A 19661-nucleotide genomic window follows, 5' to 3' on the forward strand; every position below is an offset into this window, starting at 1 on the left:
CGCGCGGGGGGTCCGTGACGCCACAGGGCCGCACCGGCGGCGTGCCGGTGCGGCCCCCTGGCGGACCCGTGCCGTCCGGGTCTGCCATCGCGCCGCCCTCGCCCTGACCGGGCCGGACCGCCGACAGGTCGAGCACCGCGACGGCGACGCCGTCCTGGGTGCCCTGCGGGGTCTTCAGGTCGGCGGTGATCGCGCCGCCCGTGCCGACGGTCGAGACCTTCACGTCGGAGAGGGTGTTCTCCGCACTCTCGGGCGGCGAGCGGGCCCGGGTCGCGCTGGCCCGGGTCGCGCTGGCCCGGGTGCTGGCGCGGGTGCCGGCGCGGCGCGCCCACCTGCTGCTCCTGGACGGGCCGACGGCCGCGCTGGACCTCCGCCACCAGGAACTGGTGCTGCGGATCTGCCGGGAGCGGGCCGGGCGGTGGTGGTGGTCCTGCACGATCTGGGGCTCGCCCCGGCCCATACCGACCGGGCCGCAGCCCTGCACGGCGGCCGGATCGCGGCGGCCGGCCCGCCCGCCGAGGTGTTCACGGGGCACTGCTCGGCGAGGTGTACCGGCAGCCGGTGGAGGTGTTCCCGCACCCGCGGACCGGGGTGCCCCTCGTCATGCCGGCAAAGACCTCTTGACTCGCCTTTGACCATCCCATGGGTTCCCCATGAGAGATCCGTGACCAGGCCGTTTCCCGTGCCCCCGAGTGAGAGCTGAATCACTTCCACAGCGGGCGTGGACCGGGTGAGGCTCCATTAAGTTAGGCCTGCCTAACCAACGTTGTCCGTACATCCTCCCGCCCTTTCGTCCCCTGTGGAGCCCGCATGCGAGCCGTTCGTTCCTCCGTCGTCACCGCTGCCGCGGTCGTGGCCGCACTGACCGTCGTCACGGGCTGCGCGGAGAAGAGTGACAGCAAGGGGGAGGGCGCCGTCCAGGTCGTCGCGAAGGACGACTCCTGCGAGGTGTCCAGGACGAAGATCCCGGCCGGCCATGTGGAACTCGCCGTGGAGAACAAGGGGTCCAAGGTCACCGAGGTGTACGTCCTCTTCCCGGACGACCGCATCGTCACCGAGCGCGAGAACATCGGCCCCGGCACCAAGGCGAGGATCACGGCCGAGATCAAGGCCGGCACGTACGAGATCGCCTGCAAGCCCGGTATGAAGGGCGAGGGCATCCGGCAGACCGTCGAGGTCACCGGTGGCAAGGTGGCCGCGCGCAGCCCGGAGATGGACGCGGCTGTCGCCGGCTACCGCACCTATGTGCAGGCGCAGGCCGACGAGACGCTGCCCAGGGTGAAGGTCTTCACGGACGCCGTGGCCGCGGGTGACATCGAGGCCGCGAAGAAGGCGTACGCCGACTCCCGTATCGGCTGGGAGCGCACCGAGCCGGTCGCCGAGTCCTTCGGCGACATCGACCCGAAGGTCGACGTCCGCGAGGACGGCCTGGAGGACGGCCAGAAGTGGACCGGCTGGCACCGCCTGGAGAAGGCGCTGTGGCAGGACAAGAAGCTGGGGGCCGAGGAGAAGGCGCTCGCGCCCCTCCTCCACAAGGACCTGACGGACTGGCAGAAGCGGGTCGGCAAGGCCGAGATCACCCCGACCTCGATGGCGAACGGCGCCAAGGAGCTCCTGGACGAGGTCGCCACCGGCAAGGTCACCGGTGAGGAGGAGCGCTACAGCCACACCGACCTCGTCGACTTCAAGGCGAACGTCGAGGGCGCGGAGAAGTCCTACGAGCTCCTCAGGCCGATCGCGTCGAAGAACGACGCGGCGCTGACCGCCTCCCTGGACAAGCAGTTCGCGGCGCTGAACACGCTGCTGGACACCTACCGCCCGGACAGCACCTCCTACGACTTCACCTCGTACGACAAGGTCGGCAAGGCGGACCGCAAGAAGCTCTCCGACGCGGTCAACGCGCTCGCCGAGCCGCTGTCCAAGCTGGCCGCGGCGGTGACGAAGTAATGGAGCCCGGCAACGGCGGAACCCCCGAGGGACGGGACCCGGCCCCGTCCCGCCGCGCCCTGCTCGGCTGGGGCGGTGCGGGGCTGGCGCTCGGCGCCGTCGCGGCGGGCGGCGCGGTCGCCGCGGTGCGCCCGGGCGGGGACGCGGAACCGGCCTCGGACAGCGGCGCGGCAGTGCCGTTCCACGGTCCGCACCAGGCGGGCATCGCCACCGCCGTGCAGGACCGGCTGCACTTCGCCTCGTTCGACGTGACGACGAAGGACCGGGCCGAGCTGGTGGCACTGCTCGGGGAGTGGACACGGGCCGCCGAGCGGATGACGGCCGGACGGACCGTGGGCGACGGCGCGTACGGAGGGCTCGCCGAGGCGCCGCCGGACGACACGGGCGAGGCCCTGGGCCTGCGGCCGTCGCGGCTGACCCTCACCATCGGCTTCGGCCCGTCCCTGTTCGCCGCGGGCAGGTTCGGCCTGGAGGACCGGCGCCCGGAGGCGCTGGTGGATCTGCCGAAGTTCCCCGGCGACAATCTCGACCCCACCCGCAGCGGCGGCGACCTGGGTGTCCAGGCGTGCGCGGACGACCCGCAGGTCGCGGTGCACGCGATCCGCAACCTCGCCAGGATCGGCATGGGCCGCGCCTCGGTCCGCTGGTCGCAGCTGGGTTTCGGCAAGACGTCCTCGACGACGCCCGACGCCCAGACGCCGCGCAACATGATGGGCTTCAAGGACGGCACCCGGAACATCGCGGGCACGGACGCCGCCGCCCTGCGGAAGCACGTGTGGGTCGCGGGGGCGGACGACGCCGGGTGGATGACCGGGGGTTCGTACCTGGTGGCCCGGCGCATCCGGATGCACATCGAGACCTGGGACCGGGCTCCTCTCCAGGAGCAGGAGGACATCTTCGGCCGGGACAAGGGCGAGGGCGCTCCGGCCGGCAGGTCGAAGGAGCGCGACGAGCCGTTCCTGAAGGCGATGCTGCCGACCGCGCACGTCCGGCTCGCCCACCCGGACACCAACGGCGGGGCGACGATCCTGCGCCGCGGCTACTCCTTCACCGACGGCACGGACGGCCTGGGCAGGCTCGACGCCGGGCTGTTCTTCCTCGCCTACCAGCGGGACGTCCGCAAGGGCTTCGTCCCGGTGCAGCGCTCCCTCGCGGCGGACGACGCGCTCAACGAGTACATCCAGCACGTGGGTTCGGCGGTCTTCGCCGTTCCGCCGGGCGTCCGCGACAAGGACGACTGGTGGGGCAGGGCGCTGTTCTCGTGATCCGGACCGTTCCCATGACCGACACCGTGGAGGGACCGGCATGTTCGGCAACTATCTGATCGGCCTGCGCGAGGGCCTGGAGGCCAGTCTGGTCGTCTGCATCCTCGTCGCGTACCTGGTCAAGACCGGCCGCCGTGACGCGCTGCGTCCGGTGTGGACCGGCATCGGCATCGCCTGCGGCATCTCGCTGGCCTTCGGCGCCGCGCTCGAATTCGGCTCCCAGGAGCTGACGTTCGAGGCGCAGGAGATGCTCGGCGGTTCGCTGTCGGTCATCGCTGTCGGGCTGGTGACCTGGATGGTGTTCTGGATGCGGCGGACGGCGCGGCACCTGAAGGCCGAACTGCACGGCAAACTGGACGCGGCGCTCGCGATGGGCACCGGCGCACTGGTCGCCACCGCCTTCCTCGCGGTGGGCCGTGAGGGTCTGGAGACCGCGCTGTTCGTGTGGGCCTCGGTGCGGGCGAGCGGTGAGGGCTCCTCGTCGCCGCTGGTGGGCGTACTGCTGGGCATCGCGACCGCGATCGTGCTGGGCTGGCTGTTCTACCGGGGCGCGCTGAGGATCGATCTGTCGAGGTTCTTCACCTGGACGGGCGGGATGCTCGTGGTCGTCGCCGCCGGTGTGCTCGCCTACGGGGTGCACGACCTCCAGGAGGCCCGCTTCCTCGGCGGTCTGCAGGACAAGGCGTTCGACATCACCACCACGATCCCGCCGGACAGCTGGTACGGCACCCTGCTCAAGGGCGTCTTCAACTTCCAGGCCGATCCGACCGTTCTTCAGGTCACGGTGTGGGCGCTGTATCTCATCCCCACGCTCGCGCTGTTCCTCGCCCCGGTAGGGTTCGGACGGTCAGTGCGGACGACGGATCAGAAGGCGCAGAAGGCAACGGATGAGAAGGCTGGGTCGACTGGCGGCGGGGCTCGCGACGGCGACGGTGCTGAGCGTGACGGCGAGCGGTTGCGTGACGGTGCACGGCGAACTGGAAGTCGTACCGGGAGCGACGAAGTCTGAGGCGGCGCAAGCCCTCGACGACTTCACGGTCGCCTACAACAAGGCGGACGAGGCGTACGATCCGGCGCTGGACGCGAACCGGGTGACGGGTTCGCTCGGCGCGATCAACCAGGCCGGCCTGACGGCACGCCAGAAGAACAATCCGGACGGCAACCCGGCGCACAAGCCGCTGGAGCTGTCCGACGCCTCGTACACCATTCCCAAGAAGGCGGGCTGGCCGCGCTGGTTCGTCGCGGACACCGACTCCAACCGCGACCAGGACGGCGGGAAGCTGGACACCCGCTGGCTGCTGGTCTTCGTCCGCGCGGAGGCGGACGCTCCGTGGAAGGCCGCCTATCTGGCGGTCGTCACCCCGTCCCAGGTGCCGAAGTTCCGCAAGGACGCCGACGGCTGGGCGCAGCCCGTGCCCGCGGGGGACACGGACACGGCCCTGGCGACGAGTCCGGCGGAGCTGAGCACCGCGTACACGGACTTCCTCAAGGACGGGACCCCGGACGTCTTCGCTCCGGGTGCGACGACCACGGGCTGGCGGGACGCGCGCAAGAACACCCGGCGGGCGGGCTTCTCGTTCCAGTACGTCGACCAGGCGCTGGACGGCGGGACGTTCGCGCCCCTGGGTCTGACGACGGAGGACGGCGGGGCGCTGGTCTTCTTCAGCAGCAGACACTTCGAGCGGCAGACCGCGGCGAAGGGCCTCCGGCCGGAGGTCACGGCGGACGTACGGGCCCTGCTGACCGGCGAGGTGACGACCACCCTCACCAAGGAGCGGGTCTCCAGCCAGCTGGTGTACGTGCCGAAGCGCGGGGCCGGGGACGCGGCCGGCAAGGTACGCGTCCTGAACAGGCTGCCCGGACTGGTCGCGGCACAGGGCTCCTGACCGCGGCCGGGCACCACCGCCCCCGTCGGGCCACCGCCCGTCGGGGGCACTCCTCAGCGGCTGAGCGGCCAGGCCACCGCGTCATGGTCGAGGTCGCTCTCGTCGGCCGTGTCCGCGTACTGCGCACAGGCGTCGGTGAGCGTCTCCAGGAGGTTCAGCGGGTCGGGCAGCGGGTTCTCCGGGCCCCGGATCCAGTGCACGTCCAGCTCACCGGGGAGCCGGGCGGGCGGCAGCAGGACATAGCTCCCGCGGCAGTGCCAGCGCAGCCCCGGATGCTCGTCCATGGTCTCGGGGTGGCAGTCCAGCTCGCAGGGCCACCACTCGTCCTCGTCCTCGGGGGTGCCGCGGGTGGCGGTGAAGAAGAGGATCCGGTCGCTGCCGGACTGGGCCACGGGGCCGACGTCGACGCCCGCTTCGAGGAGGCGTTCCAGGGCGGCGAGGCCGGCCGGGAGGGGGACGTCGAGGACGTCGTGGATCATGCCCGTCGCGGTGATGAAGTTGGCCAGGGGCTGTCCGGCGGCCCACCGCTCGATCTGGGCGCTGTCGGTCGTGGACTGCGTCTGCCAGGCGAACGAGACGGGGTGCCGGGCGGGGGTGGGACAGCCGACGCGATCACACGAACATCGGTATCCGGACGGGTGCGCGGCGGGTGAGATCGGCATTCCTGCCTCGGCGACGGCCAGGAGCAGCGCCAGCCGGGCCGCGTCGTCGGCTTCCGGCTGTGGTTTCGGCCGCCGGCGCAGCCACTGGGAAATCCTGCTCTCTGTGCCGCGATAGCGGCCGGAATCGGCGCCCATCTATCCCCTCACCTCAGCGGTTACCTGTCCATGGTCCCACCATCCTGCTCCTCGGGTGGCCAGAGTTCCCAAGCGGGGTGCCCGGGTGACCACACGGAGACGAGCACACCCGTACGGAATGTCACGGTGGAGGGCCCCGGTCAGGGCGTGGCCGACAGTCCCCCGAGGGTGTAGTCGACGATCGTGTCCGCGTACGCGTGGGTGAGCGGGAGGGTCCTCAGGAGCCAGCGGTGCGTGAGCGGGGCGATCAGCAGTTCCAGCGCGATGCGCGGATCGATGTCCGCGCGCAGGTCTCCCGCCTCCTGCGCCGCACGCAGACGTGTGACATACAACTGCATCGACGGATCGAGCAGCCTCTCGACGAATTGGGCCCCGAGGACCGGGTCGACGATGCCTTCGGCGGCGAGCGCGCGGGTGGGTGCCTCGGTGACGGGGTCGTTCAGTTCGTCCACGGTGGCCCGCAGGACGCACTTGAGGTCCGCCGCCAGGTCGCCGGTGTCCGGGATCCCGTGCCCGCCGTCGCCGCCCTCCCCCGCGGCGGCGGCCTCCTCGGCCTGCCGGGCCGCCAGGTCGAGGAACGCCTCCATGAGCACGGCGGCCTTCGAGGGCCACCAGCGGTAGATCGTCTGCTTGCCGACGCCGGCGCGGGCGGCGATACCCTCGATCGTCGTCCGCGCGTATCCCGTCTCGCCGACGAGGGCGAGGGCCGCGTCGTAGATCGCGCGGCGGGAGCGGTCGCTGCGGCGGCTGGAGTCCGGGGCCTTGTGGGGTGACATCCACCCAATCTACAACTCGCGGTCCGATACGTATCGTCTTGCAGCCCTTCCGGAGTCCGGCCGGCGTCCCCCGGGCGTCACTCGTGTGAACCACCCGATCGGATCACTGCGCATCGGCCCGGAGCGGCGCACCATGAGTGCACGCACAGACCGTGCGCGTCCCACCGTTCCGCAGCTCCGGCTGCCGTTCGTGAGGAGCCTGCATTGACTCGTGACGCCACCCCTCGTCGCTACCTGATGTGCGCCCCGGCCCACTTCAAGGTCACGTACTCCATCAACCCGTGGATGGACCCTTCGAAACCCGTGGACCTGCCCCTGGCCAACACCCAGTGGGAGGACCTGCGCGACCGCTACCGCTCGCTCGGCCACACCGTCGAGCTGCTCACCCCCCGTCCCGACCTGCCGGACATGGTGTTCGCCGCGAACGGTGCCACCGTGATCGACGGCCGTGTGCTCGGCGCCCTGTTCGCCTACCGGGAGCGGTACGCGGAGGCCGAGGCGCACCGGGAGTGGTTCCGGGCCGACGGCTGGACCGACATCCATGAGCCGGACCACGTCAACGAGGGCGAGGGCGACTTCGCCGTCACCGCCTCGTACCTCCTGGCGGGGCGCGGCTTCCGGTCCAGTCCTCTGTCCCACGGCGAGGCCCAGGAGTTCTTCGGACGGCCGGTGATCGGCCTCGATCTGGTGGACCCGCGCTACTACCACCTGGACACGGCGCTGTGTGTCCTGGACGACGCGGCCGACGAGATCATGTACTACCCGGGGGCGTTCTCGCCGGGCAGCCGGGCCGTGCTGGCCCGCCTCTTCCCGGACGCGCTCGTCGCCGAGGAGGCGGACGCCGTGGCGCTGGGCCTCAACGCGGTCAGCGACGGACGCCACGTGCTGCTCCCGCAGGCCGCCGTGGGGCTGCTGGATCCGCTGCGGGACCGGGGCTTCGAACCGGTTCCGATGGATCTGGGCGAGCTGCTCAAGGGCGGCGGCAGCGTGAAGTGCTGCACCCAGGAGCTGCGGCCCCGGACGGTGCCCTAGAGGTCCTGCTCCGCGTGGGGCGGCCAGGCGTCGCCCCACGCGGTGTCCCTGGCGGCGCGGTACAGCTCGCCGTGCCGCTTGGTGACCGTGGCGCGCCGCAGGCCCTCGTCCCGGGTGCAGAGCTCCAGCAGCACCTGGCCCTTGCGGATCTGGGGCCTGCGGGTGACCCGTTCGTGTACGGGCACGGTGGGGAAGCGGGTCGCCGCGACATAGCTGAACTTCTCGTCCTCGTGGCTCAGCGAGCCGCCCTTGACCTGGCGGTGCAGGGACGAGCGGCTGACTCGTGCCGAGAAGTGGCACCAGTCCTTGCCCGGTTCGATGGGGCAGGCGCCGCTGTGCGGGCAGGGTGCGGCGACGGTCAGCCCGGCGGCGACGAGCCGGTCGCGGGCGTCGATGACACGGGCGTAGCCGTCGGGGGTGCCCGGCTCGACGACGACCACGGCCTGGGCGGCGGCAGCGGCTGCGTCCACCAGAGCGGTCCGGTCCGCGGGCGTGAGCTCCTTGAGTACGTACGAGACGGTCACCAGGTCCGTGGGCGCCAGCTCCAGTGCCGTGCCGATCCGGGCCCGCTGCCAGGTGGCGTCGCGCAGCCCGGGGACGCCGGAGGCAAGGGCCAGCTCGCGGCCGAGCGCGAGGGCGGGCTCGGCCCAGTCCAGGACGGTGGTCCGCGGCCCGTCCCACTCCCCCGCGACGGCCCAGCTCGCCGCGCCCGTACCGCCCCCGACGTCGGTGTGCGTGGCGGGCTCCCACTCCGGTGCGGCGTCGCGCAGGGCGGCGAGGCAGGCACGTACGGCCTCGAAGGTCGCGGGCATCCGGTACGCGGCGTACGCGGCGACGTCCGAGCGGTCCCGCAGGACCGGCGCGTCGGTGGGGGTGGTCCCGCGGTAGCTGGCGATGAGCCGGTCGACGGCCTGCGCGGCCTTGGTGGGCGGCAGCCCGTCGAGCAGAGCGGCCAGGGCTGTGCGCAGGGTTTCCGCGGTGGGGAGGGTGGCGTTCACCGCCGAATTGTAGGCGCAGGGTGCCTGCCCCCCGCAGCCCGGTGACCCCGCCGTCCGCGGCCGGGGGTCCGGCCTTGCGCGGCCCGGCGGCCCGTCCCCCCGCGGCCCGGTGGTCCTGCCCTCCGCCGGCCGGTGGTCCGGCACGGAACCGGCACGGAACGGCTACGGAACCGAACTGCTCTTCACCACGGGCCTGTTGCTATGCTGACCGGCGCCCGACCGGGGACCGGCGGGAGTTGCTCGGGGACATGTTCATCGGGGGGACCATGAGACAGCGGATCGTGCGCCTAACTCTGGTCGGCGGGGTGCTCTTCCTGGCGCTTCTGCTCCTGCTGGCGACCTGCGGAAGCGGGGGCGGCGGCGGGGACGACGGCAAGCAGCGGAAGCCGGCCGCGGCCGCGAAGAACTCGGGCCCGGCGACACGGCTGACCGTTCCCTCCGCGTACACGACGTCCCTCGGCTGGGAGGTCGTCGGGGCCGGACCCGACTACGCGGTCTCGCACCCGGCCGCCCGGCTCGCCTATCTGGTCCGGGAACCCGAGCAGCGCTACCGGCTGCGGACCGTCGATCTGGAGACCGGCCGCGACGGCTGGAGCGGTGAGGCCTGGCGCCCGCCGGACCCGCTGCGCTTCCCGAAGCTGCTCACCATGGCCCGGGAGGACCGGCAGTTCTTCGTGACCTGGGCGTTCGGGAAGATCGGCGACGGTCCCGCGCCCCTCGAGACGTTCGTCTCCCTCGACGTGTACGACGCGGAGAACGGCGAACGTCTCCGGGTCGAGGTGCCGTGGTCCGGTGCGCCGACGATCACGGCGACCGGCCCCGACATCGTGATCAGTGACGGCCGGGCGAACAGCGCGGTGGTGGACCCGGTCACCGGCGAGGTCTCCGAGGTCGCCGCTTCGGGGGTGAAGTATCCGAAGGGCTGCACGACCTGCAAGCGGCTCACCGAGGTGCGCGGGCAGACCGCGCAGGGGCTGCTGCTGAGCGGGTCACGCGAATTCTGGGTGCGGGGCGGCTGGTTCAGCCGGAAGGTGGCGCCCAAGGGCACCGATCCGCGCTCCGGGGTGCCGACGTCCGTGAACCCCGGCCTGGTCCTGGCCAAGTGGCAGCTCGCCAAGGGTGCGAAGCGGGCCGCGACCCACGAGCTGTGGACGGTGCACGACGCGGCGAAGGGCAAAGCCGTCGTCTCGGTGGAGTGCCACCGGCCGGCCATAGCGCCGGGGCGGCCTCCTCAGGCCCTCGTCTCGCCCTCGGGCAGATATCTGGTGGCGGGGAACCTGGCCTTCGACCTGGAGGCGAAGAAGGGGTTCTGCTTCGAGGACAAGGCCGGGGCGTCGCTGTTGACGCTCGCCTCGGTCACGGACGACGGCACGGCGTACGGTGCGCGGAACGCCCGCGACGCGGCCGACGCCCTGGAGGGCGGCGGCACCCCGGTCGTGATGAACTTCACGACCTGGGGCTTCGACCCGCTGTCACCGAACGAGCGGCTGCCGGACGTGGAGTCGTCCGACACCGGCGTGTTCCGCTGGACGGACCGCAAGGACCGTCTGCATCTGCTGGGCTATCCGCGCACCGGCTGATCCGGCGCCCTGGTCTTGTTCTGCCACGGCCTGCACAGCACCAGGAAGCAGGCCACGGCGGACAGGGCGCAGACGACCTGCACGACGGCCATGGGTACGGCCGTGTCCTCCCCCGCGATCCCGACGAGCGGTGAGGCGATGGCGCCGATGAGGAACGACGACGTGCCGAGCAGGGCGGAGGCGGATCCGGCGGCGTGCCTCGTCCGCATCAGGGCCTGGGTGTTGGTGTTCGGCATGGCCAGGCCCATGGCCGACATGAGCACGAACAGTCCGACGGCGACGGGCAGGAGGCCGACCTCGCCGAAGACCCCGGAGGTCATCAGCAACAGGGCGACGGCCGCGAGGGAGATGACCGCGAGGCCGAAGCCGAGTGCCTTGTCCAGGCTGACCCGGCCGACGAGGATCTTGCCGTTGATCTGGCCGACGGCGATCAGGCCGATCGAGTTGATGCCGAAGAGCAGGCTGAAGGTCTGCGGCGAGGCCCCGTAGATCTCCTGCATGACGAACGGTGACGCGGCCACGTAGGCGAAGAGCGCGGCGAAGGCGAGGCTGCCCGCGACCATGTAGCCGGTGAACACCCGGTCGGCCAGCAGTCCACGCATGGTGCGCAGCGCGTCGCCGACCCCGCCGGTGTGCCGGTCCGCCTCGGGCAGTGTCTCGTGCAGCCACTTCCAGACGACGAGGGTGAGCAGGACACCGACGACGGTGAGGACGGCGAAGATGCCGCGCCAGTCGGTGAACCGGAGGACCTGTCCGCCGATCACGGGCGCGATGACGGGGGCGACACCCGAGATGAGCATCAGGGTGGAGAAGAACCTGGCCATCTCGTCGCCGTCGTGGAGGTCACGCACGACGGCCCGGGAGATGACGATGCCGGCCGCGCCGGCCAGGCCCTGCAGGAGGCGGAATCCGATGAGGAGTTCCGCGGAGGGGGCGAAGGCGCAGATCGCGGTGGCGACCACGTAGACGATCATGCCGAGGAGCAGGGGCTTGCGCCGGCCCCAGCGGTCGCTCATGGGCCCCACGACGAGCTGGCCGAGCGCCATGCCGGTGAGGCAGGCGGTCAGGGTGAGCTGGACGGTCGAGGCCGGGGCGTGCAGCGAGTCGGTGACCGCGGGCAGCGCCGGGAGGTACATGTCCATGGACAGCGGCGGCAGGGCGGTGAGTCCGCCGAGGACCAGCGTGACCAGGATCCCGGCACGCCGGGCTGCGGCAACGGCGGCGGTGCCGGGGGGAGTCGGTGGGTGGGTGTGGACTATGTGTTCTTCGTGTCGTTCCTGCTGGGCCCGGCTCACGCCGCTGTCCGGCATCATCGTCTCCGCTTCGTTGAATCCGCATCTATGCTCTCAGGTCAGTCGTAGTGGTCGATACCTTTTTGTGAGGCGGGCGGCATGAGCGGGACTGTGCGTTGGGGTGTTCTGGCGACGGGCGGCATAGCCGCGACGTTCACGGCGGACCTGCTGGCGATGAAGGACTCCGGGGCCGAGGTCGTGGCGGTGGCCTCCCGCACGGAGGCGTCCGCGAAGGTGTTCGCCGACCGGTTCGGGATCGAGCGGGCGTACGGCAGCTGGGCGGAGCTCGTCGCGGACGACGACATCGATGTCGTGTACGTGGCCACGCCGCACTCGGCGCACCGGGAGGCGGCCGGGCTGGCGCTGGAGGCCGGGAAGCACGTGCTGTGCGAGAAGGCGTTCACGCTCAACGCGCGCGAGGCACGGGAGCTGGTGGCCCTGGCCCGGGAGCGCGGGGTGTTCCTGATGGAGGCCATGTGGACGTACTGCAATCCGCTGATCCGCCGGATGACGGAGCTGGTGCGGGACGGTGCGATCGGCGAGATCCGCACGGTGCAGGCCGACTTCGGTTTCCTGGGTACGTTGGGCGCCGGGCACCGGCTGCGGGATCCCGCGCTGGGCGGCGGCGCGCTGCTGGACCTCGGGGTCTATCCGGTGTCGTTCGCGCAGTTGCTGCTGGGCGAGCCGGACCGGGTGCAGGCGGACGCGCTGCTGTCCCCGGAGGGCGTCGACCTCAACACCGGGATGCTGCTGGGCTGGGAGTCGGGGGCCACGGCGCTGCTGAACTGCTCGATCGTCGGGGATCTGCCCACCACCGCTTCGGTCACCGGCACGGCCGGGCGGATGGACTTCCCGCAGGGCTTCTTCCACCCGGAGCGCTTCGTCCTGCACCGGACCGGCCGGGATCCCGAGGAGATCACCACGGGCCCGGGCCCGCAGGGCCTTTCGGGCATGCAGTACGAGGCGGCCGAGGTGATGCGTGCGGTGCGCGCGGGCGAGACGGAGTCCCCGCTGGTGCCGCTGGACGGTTCGCTCGCCGTGATGCGGACGCTCGACGCGGTACGTGACCGTGTCGGCGTCCGCTATCCGGCGGACGGCCTCGTCTGACCGCCCCGGCGGCCGTACGGCGTCACGCGGGGGTGAGCCCCTGGTTCCCCGCCTCGGTGACGAAGGACGCGGCGGTGGTGACGGGCGCACCGGGTGTGGTGACGGCCGGCAGCGTACGGAAGTCGGCGCGCGCCTGCTCCGTACCGAGGGTGACGAGGGCGTAGCCGCGGCGGCCGTTGTAGAACTTCATGTGCGGGTTCGCCCGGGTCTGGTTGGTCCAGTTGGCCGGCTTCTCGGCGCCGTCCTTGCCGCTGGAGATCGAGGTGGCGACGATCTCCGTGCCGACGGTCCGGGAGGCCGGGTCGTCGAAGTCCTTCTTCAGGTCGAAGCCGTAGCCGACGTGCACGTCGCCGGTCAGCACCATCAGGTTGTCGACCCCGGCGGCCTCGGCCCCGGCCAGGATCCGCTGCCGGGAGGCCGGGTAGCCGTCCCACGAGTCCATGGACAGTTTGAAGGCGTCGGTCGGTACGTCACGCCGCCGGGCGAAGGTCACCTGCTGCGGTACGACGTTCCAGCGGGCGCGGGAGTTCTTCCAGCCGTCGAGCAGCCAGCGCTCCTGGGCGGCCCCCGTCATGGTGCGCGACGGGTCCTCGGACTCCGGTCCGGGGACCTTCCAGCCGTCGCCGTACGCCTGGTTGCTGCGGTACTGGCGGGTGTCGAGGATGTCGAACTGGGCGAGCCGGCCGAACTGCAGGCGGCGGTAGAGCCGCATGTCGGGGCCGGTGGGGCGCTGCGGGGTGCGCAGCGGCTGGTTCTCCCAGTACGCGCGGTAGGCGGCGGCCCTGCGCAGCAGGAACTCCTCCGGCGGGACGCTGTTCTCCGGGGTGTCGCCCGCGTAGTTGTTCTCGGTCTCGTGGTCGTCCCAGGTGACGACGAAGGGGTGCGCGGCGTGGGCGGCGCGCAGGTCGGGGTCGGACTTGTAGAGGCCGTACCGCATCCGGTAGTCCTCCAGCGTCGCCGTCTCGCGGTTGTAGTGGTCCGGCAGGACGCGGTCGGTGTAGTTGCGGGCGCCTCCGGTGGCGGTCACCGCGTACTCGTAGAGGTAGTCGCCGAGGTGGAAGACCACGTCGACGTCCTCGGCGGCGAGGTGCCGGTAGGCGGTGAAGTAGCCGTCGTGGTAGGCCTGGCAGGAGACGGCGGCCAGGGTCAGCGAGCTGGTGCGGGCGCCGCGGGCGGGGGCCGTGCGGGTGCGGCCCGCGGGGCTGGTCCAGTTGCCCGCGCGGAAGCGGTAGTAGAACGTCCGGCCGGATTCGAGGCCCTTGACGTCAGCGCGGACGCTGTGGCCGAACTCCGGGTGGGCGGTGACGGATCCGCGCCGGACGACACGTGTGAAGCGCTCGTCGCGGGCGATCTCCCAGCGGACCTGGACCCGGGTGGCGGGCAGTCCCCCGTCGGCCTCGTAGGGGCGGGGGGCGAGTCGCGTCCACAGGAGGACGGAGTCGGGCAGCGGGTCGCCGGAGGCCACGCCGAGGGTGAAGGGGTCCTCGGTGATCTTCCGGGCGTCGAGCTCTGCGGCGCCCGCGACTCCCGCGGTGGGGAGGTTGACCGCGAAGGCCAGCGCGGCGGCGGCCCCGGTGACGGTGAGGAACCTGCGGCGGTCCACGCCCGCTCCGAGCTGCCTGGCGGCGGCCCGCAGCTCGGCGGAATGCCCCTGCCGACCGGACGTACTGCTCATCTGTACGGCTGTCATATGCCCCTCCCGTGCCGGATGTTGTCACAGGCATTGGAGTGCGGGTCGACGACGTTCCGTTGGCGGGTACACAACATCCTTATGGCGGTGCGATGAGATCCGGATGCCGCCCGCCGCCAAACCTGCCGTACGCTGCCGGGCCATGAACGCTGAGCGGAGAATCGCTGTCGTCACGGGTGCGGGATCGGGCATCGGCAGGTCTGTCGCCCTCACCCTCGCGGGTGCGGACTGGACGGTGGTGCTGGCGGGGCGGCGGGCGGCCGCCCTGGAGGAGACCGCCGCCGCGGCGGCGCGGGGCGGGACGGTGTGCGTACCCACCGACGTGAGCGACCCGGGCGGGGTGGCGGCCCTCTTCGCCTCCGTACGGGACCACTTCGGCCGCCTGGACCTGCTCTTCAACAACGCGGGGACGTTCGGGCGCGCGGCGCCGGTCGAGGACATCGTGTACGAGGACTGGCGGGCGGTGGTGGACGTCAATCTGACGGGGGCGTTCCTGTGCGCGCAGGCGGCGTTCCGGCTGATGAAGGAGCAGGACCCGCAGGGCGGCCGGATCATCAACAACGGTTCGGTCTCCGCCCACGCACCGCGCCCGCACTCGATCGCGTACACGGCGACGAAGCACGCCGTCACGGGCCTGACGAAGTCGCTGTCGCTGGACGGGCGCCCGTACCGGATCGCCTGCGGGCAGATCGACGTCGGCAACGCGGCGACCGACATGACGGAGCGGATGCGGACGGGGACCCTCCAGGCCAACGGCGAGGTGGCCGTCGAGCCGGTGATGGCGGCGGCCGACGTGGCCCGGACGGTCCTGCACATGGCGGAACTGCCGCTGGAGGCCAATGTGCAGTTCGCGACGGTGCTGGCGACGACGATGCCGTACGTAGGCCGGGGCTGACGGATTCACTCCGCCCACTGCCCGGAACTGACCTTTGAATGACAGATTTTGCACGCTTTCGTCGATTTCACTTCCGACGGCCGGGCAAGCGCGTGCTGCCCGTATGCTGCTGACCTTCACCTGATGCACACAGGAGGACCACACCGCATGCGCATACGCACCGCCGCGCCCCTCGCCCTGGCCGCCGCCACCGCTCTGGCCGGCTCGCTCCTCGCCTCGGCCCCGGCATCGGCGGCCTCCCACCAGGGCGGGCTGCACCTCGGCAAGATCCAGTACGACAGCCCCGGCAAGGACACCCGGACGAACTCGTCCCTCAACGCCGAGTACGTGGACATCCACAACAACGGCACGTCCAAGCTGCAGCTCAGGGGCTACAAGCTGAAGGACAACACCGGCTACACGTACACCTTCGGCAGCTTCACCGTCGCGGCCGGCAAGACGGTCCGGGTGCACACCGGCAAGGGCACGAACACCGCGTCGCACGTGTACTGGAACCGCGGTTCGTACGTGTGGAACAACACCGGCGACAAGGCGCGGCTCTACAAGGCGACGGGCACGCTCCGGGACTCCTGCTCCTGGACGAAGGGCACCGGCGTCAAGGTCTGCCACTGACCACAGCGAACGGGCCGGCGCGGGCTGGGGGGTCCGCGGATCCGGCCAGGGGGTGGCCCGGGGTGTCAGGACCCCGGGCCACCCCCGGAAGTCTTCCCCGGACCCGCCGGGGAATGCCCGCGGCGGCACCTCGGTTGACGTGCGCATGAGTCGACTGCCCAGCACCGAGGTCCTCCGCTACACCGCCTTCTCCGCCGACCCCGACGGGGGCAACCCGGCCGGGGTCGTCCTGGACGCCACCGGGCTCGACGACGCGGCGATGCTCGCCGTCGCCGCCGGGCTGGGCTACAGCGAGTCGGCCTTCCTCACCGCGTGGGACGGCCGGGGCGGGTACACGATCCGCTACTTCAGCCCCAAGGCCGAGGTCCCGTTCTGCGGCCACGCGACGGTCGCGACGGCCATCGCCCTCGCCGAACGCGACGGCCCCGGCGACCTGGTGTTCAGCACCCGTGCGGGCGAGGTGCCGGTCACCGTCGTCCAGGAGGGCGGCGAGCTCCGCGCGACCCTCACCAGTGTCGAGCCCCATGTCACGGACATCGCCCCGGACGATCTGGCGGAGGCCCTGGCCGCGCTGGACTGGCAGGCCGCCGACCTCGATCCCGCACTGCCGCCCCGCATCGCCTACGCGGGTGCCCGCCATCTGGTGCTGGCCGCCGCGACCCGGGAGCGACTGGCGGACCTGGACTACGACTTCGCCCGCCTGGAGGCGCTGATGCACCTCCTGGACCTGACCACGCTCCAGCTGGTGCGGCGCGAGTCGGAGACCGTCTTCCACGTCCGCGACCCGTTCCCGGTCGGCGGAGTGGTCGAGGATCCCGCCACGGGCGCGGCGGCCGCGGCCTTCGGCGCGTACGCGCGCGAGCGCGGCATCGTCCGGGACGACGCGGTCCTGACCCTGCACCAGGGAGCGGACATGGGCCGCCCCGGCACCCTCACGGTGGAACTGCGCCCGGACGACACCCGGATCAGGGTGAGCGGCACGGGTACCCGTATCGGCTGACCGGCGCGGGGGCAGACATGCGGGTGCGGCGCGGGCTGCGTACAACTGGGCGGTCACCCATGTCACTGCGGTGTGGTGGCAGCGCATGGCCGAGGCCTCGTACGGGGTCCCGGAGGAGGATTTGACGCCGTGGCGTTCGTGGTCGCTGCCGTCGCTGCGGAAGGCGTTCGACGAGGCCGAGCGCACCGATCCGCGTTTCGCCCACTGGTGGGAGGAAAACTCCAAGGAGGCCTACACCGGCCTGGCCAATGCTTCGGCAGCGTTCGACAACTACGCGAAGTCCAAGAGCGGTAAGCGCAAGGGAGCGCGGGTGGGTGTTCCCCGCTTCAAGTCGAAGCGGAAGGCGCGCCCGGCGTGCCGGTTCACGACCGGCACCATCCGTGTCAAGGCGGACGGCAGACACGTCACCCTGCCCAGGATCGGAACGGTCCGCCTCCACGAGCACCGCCCCGACCTGCGCGCACGTATCGACGCGGGCAGCATGCGGATCCTGTCCGCGACAGTACGTCTTGACCGGGGACGCTGGTTCGTCGCCTTCCAGGTCGAAGAGAAACAACCGCTGGTGAAGGCCCCGCGACACCGGCGCCCCCCTCAGCTCACGTACACGCCCGCCCGTGCCGCCGCAGCCGCCGCGTCCGCCGCGCGGTCGGCGGTGGCTTCGTCGAGCGGGTCGCCGCTGGCCAGCAGGCGGTAGTAGAGGGGGGCCGAGACGGCCCTGATCACCTCGCCCGCGTCGGTGCCCGCGGGCAGTTCGCCGCGCTCGACCGCCGCGTCGACACAGCCCGCCCACTCCGCGATGCGCACCGCGTAGAAGCGGTGCAGCGCCTCGGCCGTGCGGGAGTCGCAGGTGGCCGCGGCGATCACCGCGGCGAAGAGAGCACCCTGCCGCGGGTCGGTCAGGGTCCGCACGACCAGCCGGGCGTTGGCCCGCAGGTCCTCGTCAAGGGAACCCGTGTCCGTACGCGGTACGGACTGCTCGGCCATGTCCGTGAGCAGGTCGGCGACCAGACCGGCCGTGCCGGCCCAGCGCCGGTAGACCGTCGTCTTGCCGACCTCGGCGCGGCGTGCCACATCGGCGAGGTCCAGCCCGTCGAATCCATGTTCGACCAGCACGTCACCGGCCGCCCGCAGGACGGATTCGCGTACCCGGGCGGTGCGCCCACCGGGCCGGACCATGCCCGGCTCCGCTCCCTCGACATCCATAACGGGTCTCCAGTTCCATTAATCGGTTCAGCCCTGCTACGGTGACTCCACCCTAACGGAACCACGGACCCGTTAGCGGCTTCGCCTTCAGGAAAGGGCTCACCATGTCCACGTCCCGCACGGCACCTCCGGCCGCTCCCCCGGTCCCAGCCCCTCCCCTCCCGCGCATGACCGGACGCCAGAAGCTCGTCCTCGTACTCCTCCTCGGCGCACAGTTCATGATCGCCGTGGACTTCTCCATCCTGAACGTCGCGTTGCCCGCCGTCGGCGAGGGGCTCGGCTTCTCCCTCTCGCACCTCCAGTGGATCGCCACCTCCTTCGCGCTCGCCGCCGCGGGATTCACGCTGCTGTTCGGCCGCACAGCCGATCTCGTCGGCCGCAAGCGCCTGTTCATCGGCGGCATGGTCGCCCTCGGGCTGTCCTCCGTGCTCGGCGGCCTCGCCACCTCCCCCGAGGTGCTGCTCACCGCGCGGGTGCTGCAGGGCCTGGCCACCGCGGCCGTCACCCCGGCCGGACTGGCGCTGCTCACCACGGCGTTCAGGGAGGGCCCGCTGCGCGAACGCGCCCTCGGCCTCAACGGCGCCCTGATGTCGGCCGGTTTCACCGCCGGGGCGATCCTCGGCGGGCTGCTGACCGATCTGCTCTCCTGGCGCTGGGCCTTCTTCGTCAACGTTCCCGTCGCCGCACTCGTCGTGGCCCTTGCCCCCTCCGTGATCGCCGACTCCCGGCCCGCGACCCGCCCGAAGCTCGACGTGCCCGGCGCCGCGACCGTCACCGGCGGTCTGCTGCTCCTCGTGTACGGGCTGACGCAGGCCGGTGAGTCCGGCTGGCTGGCGCCCACGACCCTGGCCGCGCTGCTCGCGGGCGCGGCCCTCCTCGTCGCCTTCTGGTTCGTCGAGAAGCGGGCGGCGGCACCCCTGGTCCCGGTGCACATCCTGAAACGGCGCAGCGTCATCTGGGGCAACGCCACCGGGCTGATCGCCTTCGTCACCGAGACGTCCCTGGTCTTCCTGCTCACGCTCTACCTCCAGGAGGTCCTGGGCTACTCGCCGCTCGCCACCGGCCTCGCCTTCGGTGTCCTGGGCGTCGGGACCGTCATCGGCGGCATGCTCGGCGGCCGTGCGGTGGGCCGCTTCGGGAACCGGCGCACGATCGTCCTGGGCGGTGTCGTCCAGGCCGCCGCCACCCTCTCGCTGGTGGCGCTCGGCACGTCCGGCGGCTGGATCCAGCTCCTGCTGGCCGCGACCTTCGTCGGCGGTGTCGGCAACATGCTGATGATCGTGGGCTTCATGGTCACCGCCACCTCGGGACTCCCCGACGAGGAACAGGGCCTGGCCACCGGGCTCGCCACGATGACGCAGCAGGTCGGCATCACGATGGGCATCCCGGTGATGAGCGCGGTCGTCACCGCGCGGATGGGCACGGCGACGGGCCCCGACGCGGTGCTGTCCGGCGTCTCGGCCGCGGTGCTCGTCAACTCGGCACTCGTGCTGGCCGGTGCCCTGCTCGCCGGAGCCTTCCTCGGCCGGCCCGGCAGACGGACCTCCGCCGGGTGAGTCGGGCCCGGTTCCGTGGCCCGTC

Annotated in this window: 17 protein-coding genes and 2 pseudogenes; 13 read left to right on the forward strand and 6 right to left on the reverse strand. The window is 71.8% G+C overall.

From position 1 onward, the window contains the following. Window positions 1-182: 182 nt before the first annotated feature. The 5 genes and pseudogenes from OG524_RS10440 to OG524_RS10460 all read left to right on the forward strand — a co-directional run. Window positions 183-624, forward strand: a pseudogene (locus tag OG524_RS10440) (hemin ABC transporter ATP-binding protein); the annotation flags it as partial. 186 nt (window positions 625-810) lie between these two features. Continuing rightward, window positions 811-1947 (forward strand): iron uptake system protein EfeO, encoded by a 1137-nt coding sequence (gene efeO, locus OG524_RS10445; protein ID WP_405809946.1) that lies wholly within the window; start codon window positions 811-813, stop codon window positions 1945-1947. After that, on the forward strand, window positions 1947-3212 hold the full coding sequence (gene efeB, locus OG524_RS10450) for an iron uptake transporter deferrochelatase/peroxidase subunit (protein WP_405809948.1): 1266 nt from the start codon (window positions 1947-1949) through the stop codon (window positions 3210-3212). Before efeO ends, efeB begins: the two co-directional genes overlap by 1 nt. Before the next feature lie 40 nt (window positions 3213-3252). Beyond that, the gene (gene efeU, locus OG524_RS10455; protein ID WP_405391208.1) at window positions 3253-4221 is read left to right on the forward strand and encodes an iron uptake transporter permease EfeU; all 969 of its coding nucleotides are present in this window, start codon (window positions 3253-3255) and stop codon (window positions 4219-4221) included. Beyond that, window positions 4109-5098 (forward strand): hypothetical protein, encoded by a 990-nt coding sequence (locus OG524_RS10460; protein ID WP_405393248.1) that lies wholly within the window; start codon window positions 4109-4111, stop codon window positions 5096-5098. Before efeU ends, OG524_RS10460 begins: the two co-directional genes overlap by 113 nt. Window positions 5099-5151: 53 nt before the next feature. On the opposite strand, the gene OG524_RS10465 is transcribed toward OG524_RS10460, so the two are convergent. Together OG524_RS10465 and OG524_RS10470 are read right to left on the reverse strand one after the other, a co-directional pair. After that, complete coding sequence (locus tag OG524_RS10465) at window positions 5152-5895, reverse strand: bifunctional DNA primase/polymerase (protein WP_405391207.1); 744 nt, start codon at window positions 5893-5895, stop codon at window positions 5152-5154. Window positions 5896-6035: 140 nt separating this feature from the next. After that, window positions 6036-6671, reverse strand: coding sequence for a TetR/AcrR family transcriptional regulator (locus tag OG524_RS10470; RefSeq protein ID WP_405809950.1), 636 nt, complete (start codon window positions 6669-6671; stop codon window positions 6036-6038). 183 nt (window positions 6672-6854) lie between these two features. On the opposite strand from OG524_RS10470, the pseudogene ddaH reads away from it, so the two are divergent. After that, window positions 6855-7703, forward strand: a pseudogene (gene ddaH / locus OG524_RS10475) (dimethylargininase); the annotation flags it as partial. Here the strand turns inward: ddaH and OG524_RS10480 are convergent. Beyond that, window positions 7700-8701 carry a small ribosomal subunit Rsm22 family protein gene (locus tag OG524_RS10480; RefSeq protein WP_405809951.1) on the reverse strand — a complete coding sequence of 334 codons (1002 nt, stop codon included), beginning with the start codon at window positions 8699-8701 and terminating at the stop codon, window positions 7700-7702. The pseudogene ddaH and the gene OG524_RS10480 sit on opposite strands and share 4 nt — an antisense overlap. A gap of 266 nt (window positions 8702-8967) precedes the next feature. Here OG524_RS10480 and OG524_RS10485 point away from each other — a divergent pair, with 266 nt between their 5' ends. Next, complete coding sequence (locus tag OG524_RS10485; protein ID WP_405391204.1) at window positions 8968-10281, forward strand: hypothetical protein; 1314 nt, start codon at window positions 8968-8970, stop codon at window positions 10279-10281. On the opposite strand, the gene OG524_RS10490 is transcribed toward OG524_RS10485, so the two are convergent. Continuing rightward, window positions 10263-11591: a multidrug effflux MFS transporter gene (locus OG524_RS10490; RefSeq protein ID WP_405391203.1), complete on the reverse strand. Its 1329-nt coding sequence runs from the start codon at window positions 11589-11591 to the stop codon at window positions 10263-10265. The genes OG524_RS10485 and OG524_RS10490 overlap by 19 nt on opposite strands. Before the next feature lie 81 nt (window positions 11592-11672). Here OG524_RS10490 and OG524_RS10495 point away from each other — a divergent pair, with 81 nt between their 5' ends. Beyond that, window positions 11673-12680 carry a Gfo/Idh/MocA family protein gene (locus OG524_RS10495; RefSeq protein WP_405391202.1) on the forward strand — a complete coding sequence of 336 codons (1008 nt, stop codon included), beginning with the start codon at window positions 11673-11675 and terminating at the stop codon, window positions 12678-12680. Window positions 12681-12702: 22 nt separating this feature from the next. Here the strand turns inward: OG524_RS10495 and OG524_RS10500 are convergent, their stop codons facing one another. Then, window positions 12703-14370, reverse strand: a complete 1668-nt coding sequence (locus tag OG524_RS10500) for an alkaline phosphatase D family protein (protein WP_405391201.1) — start codon at window positions 14368-14370, stop codon at window positions 12703-12705. A gap of 142 nt (window positions 14371-14512) precedes the next feature. Here OG524_RS10500 and OG524_RS10505 point away from each other — a divergent pair, with 142 nt between their 5' ends. The 4 genes from OG524_RS10505 (at window position 14513) to OG524_RS10520 (ending at window position 17571) form a co-directional block, all read left to right on the forward strand. After that, window positions 14513-15265, forward strand: coding sequence for an SDR family oxidoreductase (locus tag OG524_RS10505; protein ID WP_405391200.1), 753 nt, complete (start codon window positions 14513-14515; stop codon window positions 15263-15265). Between the two features lie 147 nt (window positions 15266-15412). Continuing rightward, a complete protein-coding gene (locus OG524_RS10510; protein WP_405809954.1) occupies window positions 15413-15877 on the forward strand; it encodes a lamin tail domain-containing protein in 465 nt (154 codons plus the stop codon). Between the two features lie 145 nt (window positions 15878-16022). Beyond that, window positions 16023-16877, forward strand: a complete 855-nt coding sequence (locus OG524_RS10515; protein WP_405391198.1) for a PhzF family phenazine biosynthesis protein — start codon at window positions 16023-16025, stop codon at window positions 16875-16877. Window positions 16878-16962: 85 nt separating this feature from the next. Continuing rightward, the gene (locus OG524_RS10520; RefSeq protein ID WP_405391197.1) at window positions 16963-17571 is read left to right on the forward strand and encodes a hypothetical protein; all 609 of its coding nucleotides are present in this window, start codon (window positions 16963-16965) and stop codon (window positions 17569-17571) included. On the opposite strand, the gene OG524_RS10525 is transcribed toward OG524_RS10520, so the two are convergent. Continuing rightward, on the reverse strand, window positions 17469-18080 hold the full coding sequence (locus tag OG524_RS10525) for a TetR/AcrR family transcriptional regulator (protein ID WP_405391196.1): 612 nt from the start codon (window positions 18078-18080) through the stop codon (window positions 17469-17471). The genes OG524_RS10520 and OG524_RS10525 overlap by 103 nt on opposite strands. A gap of 104 nt (window positions 18081-18184) precedes the next feature. Here OG524_RS10525 and OG524_RS10530 point away from each other — a divergent pair, with 104 nt between their 5' ends. Next, the gene (locus tag OG524_RS10530) at window positions 18185-19636 is read left to right on the forward strand and encodes an MFS transporter (RefSeq protein ID WP_405391195.1); all 1452 of its coding nucleotides are present in this window, start codon (window positions 18185-18187) and stop codon (window positions 19634-19636) included. Window positions 19637-19661: the final 25 nt, after the last annotated feature.

This window comes from Streptomyces sp. NBC_01520, from assembly GCF_045040375.1.
Lineage (GTDB): Bacteria > Actinomycetota > Actinomycetes > Streptomycetales > Streptomycetaceae > Streptomyces.

Bases quoted from the DNA above. Each gene is read 5' to 3' on its own strand.
- efeO (WP_405809946.1), top strand. From the start codon at position 811: ATGCGAGCCGTTCGTTCCTCCGTCGTCACCGCTGCCGCGGTCGTGGCC.
- efeB (WP_405809948.1), top strand. From the start codon at position 1,947: ATGGAGCCCGGCAACGGCGGAACCCCCGAGGGACGGGACCCGGCCCCG.
- efeU (WP_405391208.1), top strand. From the start codon at position 3,253: ATGTTCGGCAACTATCTGATCGGCCTGCGCGAGGGCCTGGAGGCCAGT.
- OG524_RS10465 (WP_405391207.1), bottom strand. From the start codon at position 5,895: ATGGGCGCCGATTCCGGCCGCTATCGCGGCACAGAGAGCAGGATTTCC.
- OG524_RS10470 (WP_405809950.1), bottom strand. From the start codon at position 6,671: ATGTCACCCCACAAGGCCCCGGACTCCAGCCGCCGCAGCGACCGCTCC.
- OG524_RS10485 (WP_405391204.1), top strand. From the start codon at position 8,968: ATGAGACAGCGGATCGTGCGCCTAACTCTGGTCGGCGGGGTGCTCTTC.
- OG524_RS10490 (WP_405391203.1), bottom strand. From the start codon at position 11,591: ATGCCGGACAGCGGCGTGAGCCGGGCCCAGCAGGAACGACACGAAGAA.
- OG524_RS10495 (WP_405391202.1), top strand. From the start codon at position 11,673: ATGAGCGGGACTGTGCGTTGGGGTGTTCTGGCGACGGGCGGCATAGCC.
- OG524_RS10500 (WP_405391201.1), bottom strand. From the start codon at position 14,370: ATGACAGCCGTACAGATGAGCAGTACGTCCGGTCGGCAGGGGCATTCC.
- OG524_RS10505 (WP_405391200.1), top strand. From the start codon at position 14,513: ATGAACGCTGAGCGGAGAATCGCTGTCGTCACGGGTGCGGGATCGGGC.
- OG524_RS10510 (WP_405809954.1), top strand. From the start codon at position 15,413: ATGCGCATACGCACCGCCGCGCCCCTCGCCCTGGCCGCCGCCACCGCT.
- OG524_RS10515 (WP_405391198.1), top strand. From the start codon at position 16,023: ATGAGTCGACTGCCCAGCACCGAGGTCCTCCGCTACACCGCCTTCTCC.
- OG524_RS10520 (WP_405391197.1), top strand. From the start codon at position 16,963: ATGGCCGAGGCCTCGTACGGGGTCCCGGAGGAGGATTTGACGCCGTGG.
- OG524_RS10525 (WP_405391196.1), bottom strand. From the start codon at position 18,080: ATGGATGTCGAGGGAGCGGAGCCGGGCATGGTCCGGCCCGGTGGGCGC.
- OG524_RS10530 (WP_405391195.1), top strand. From the start codon at position 18,185: ATGTCCACGTCCCGCACGGCACCTCCGGCCGCTCCCCCGGTCCCAGCC.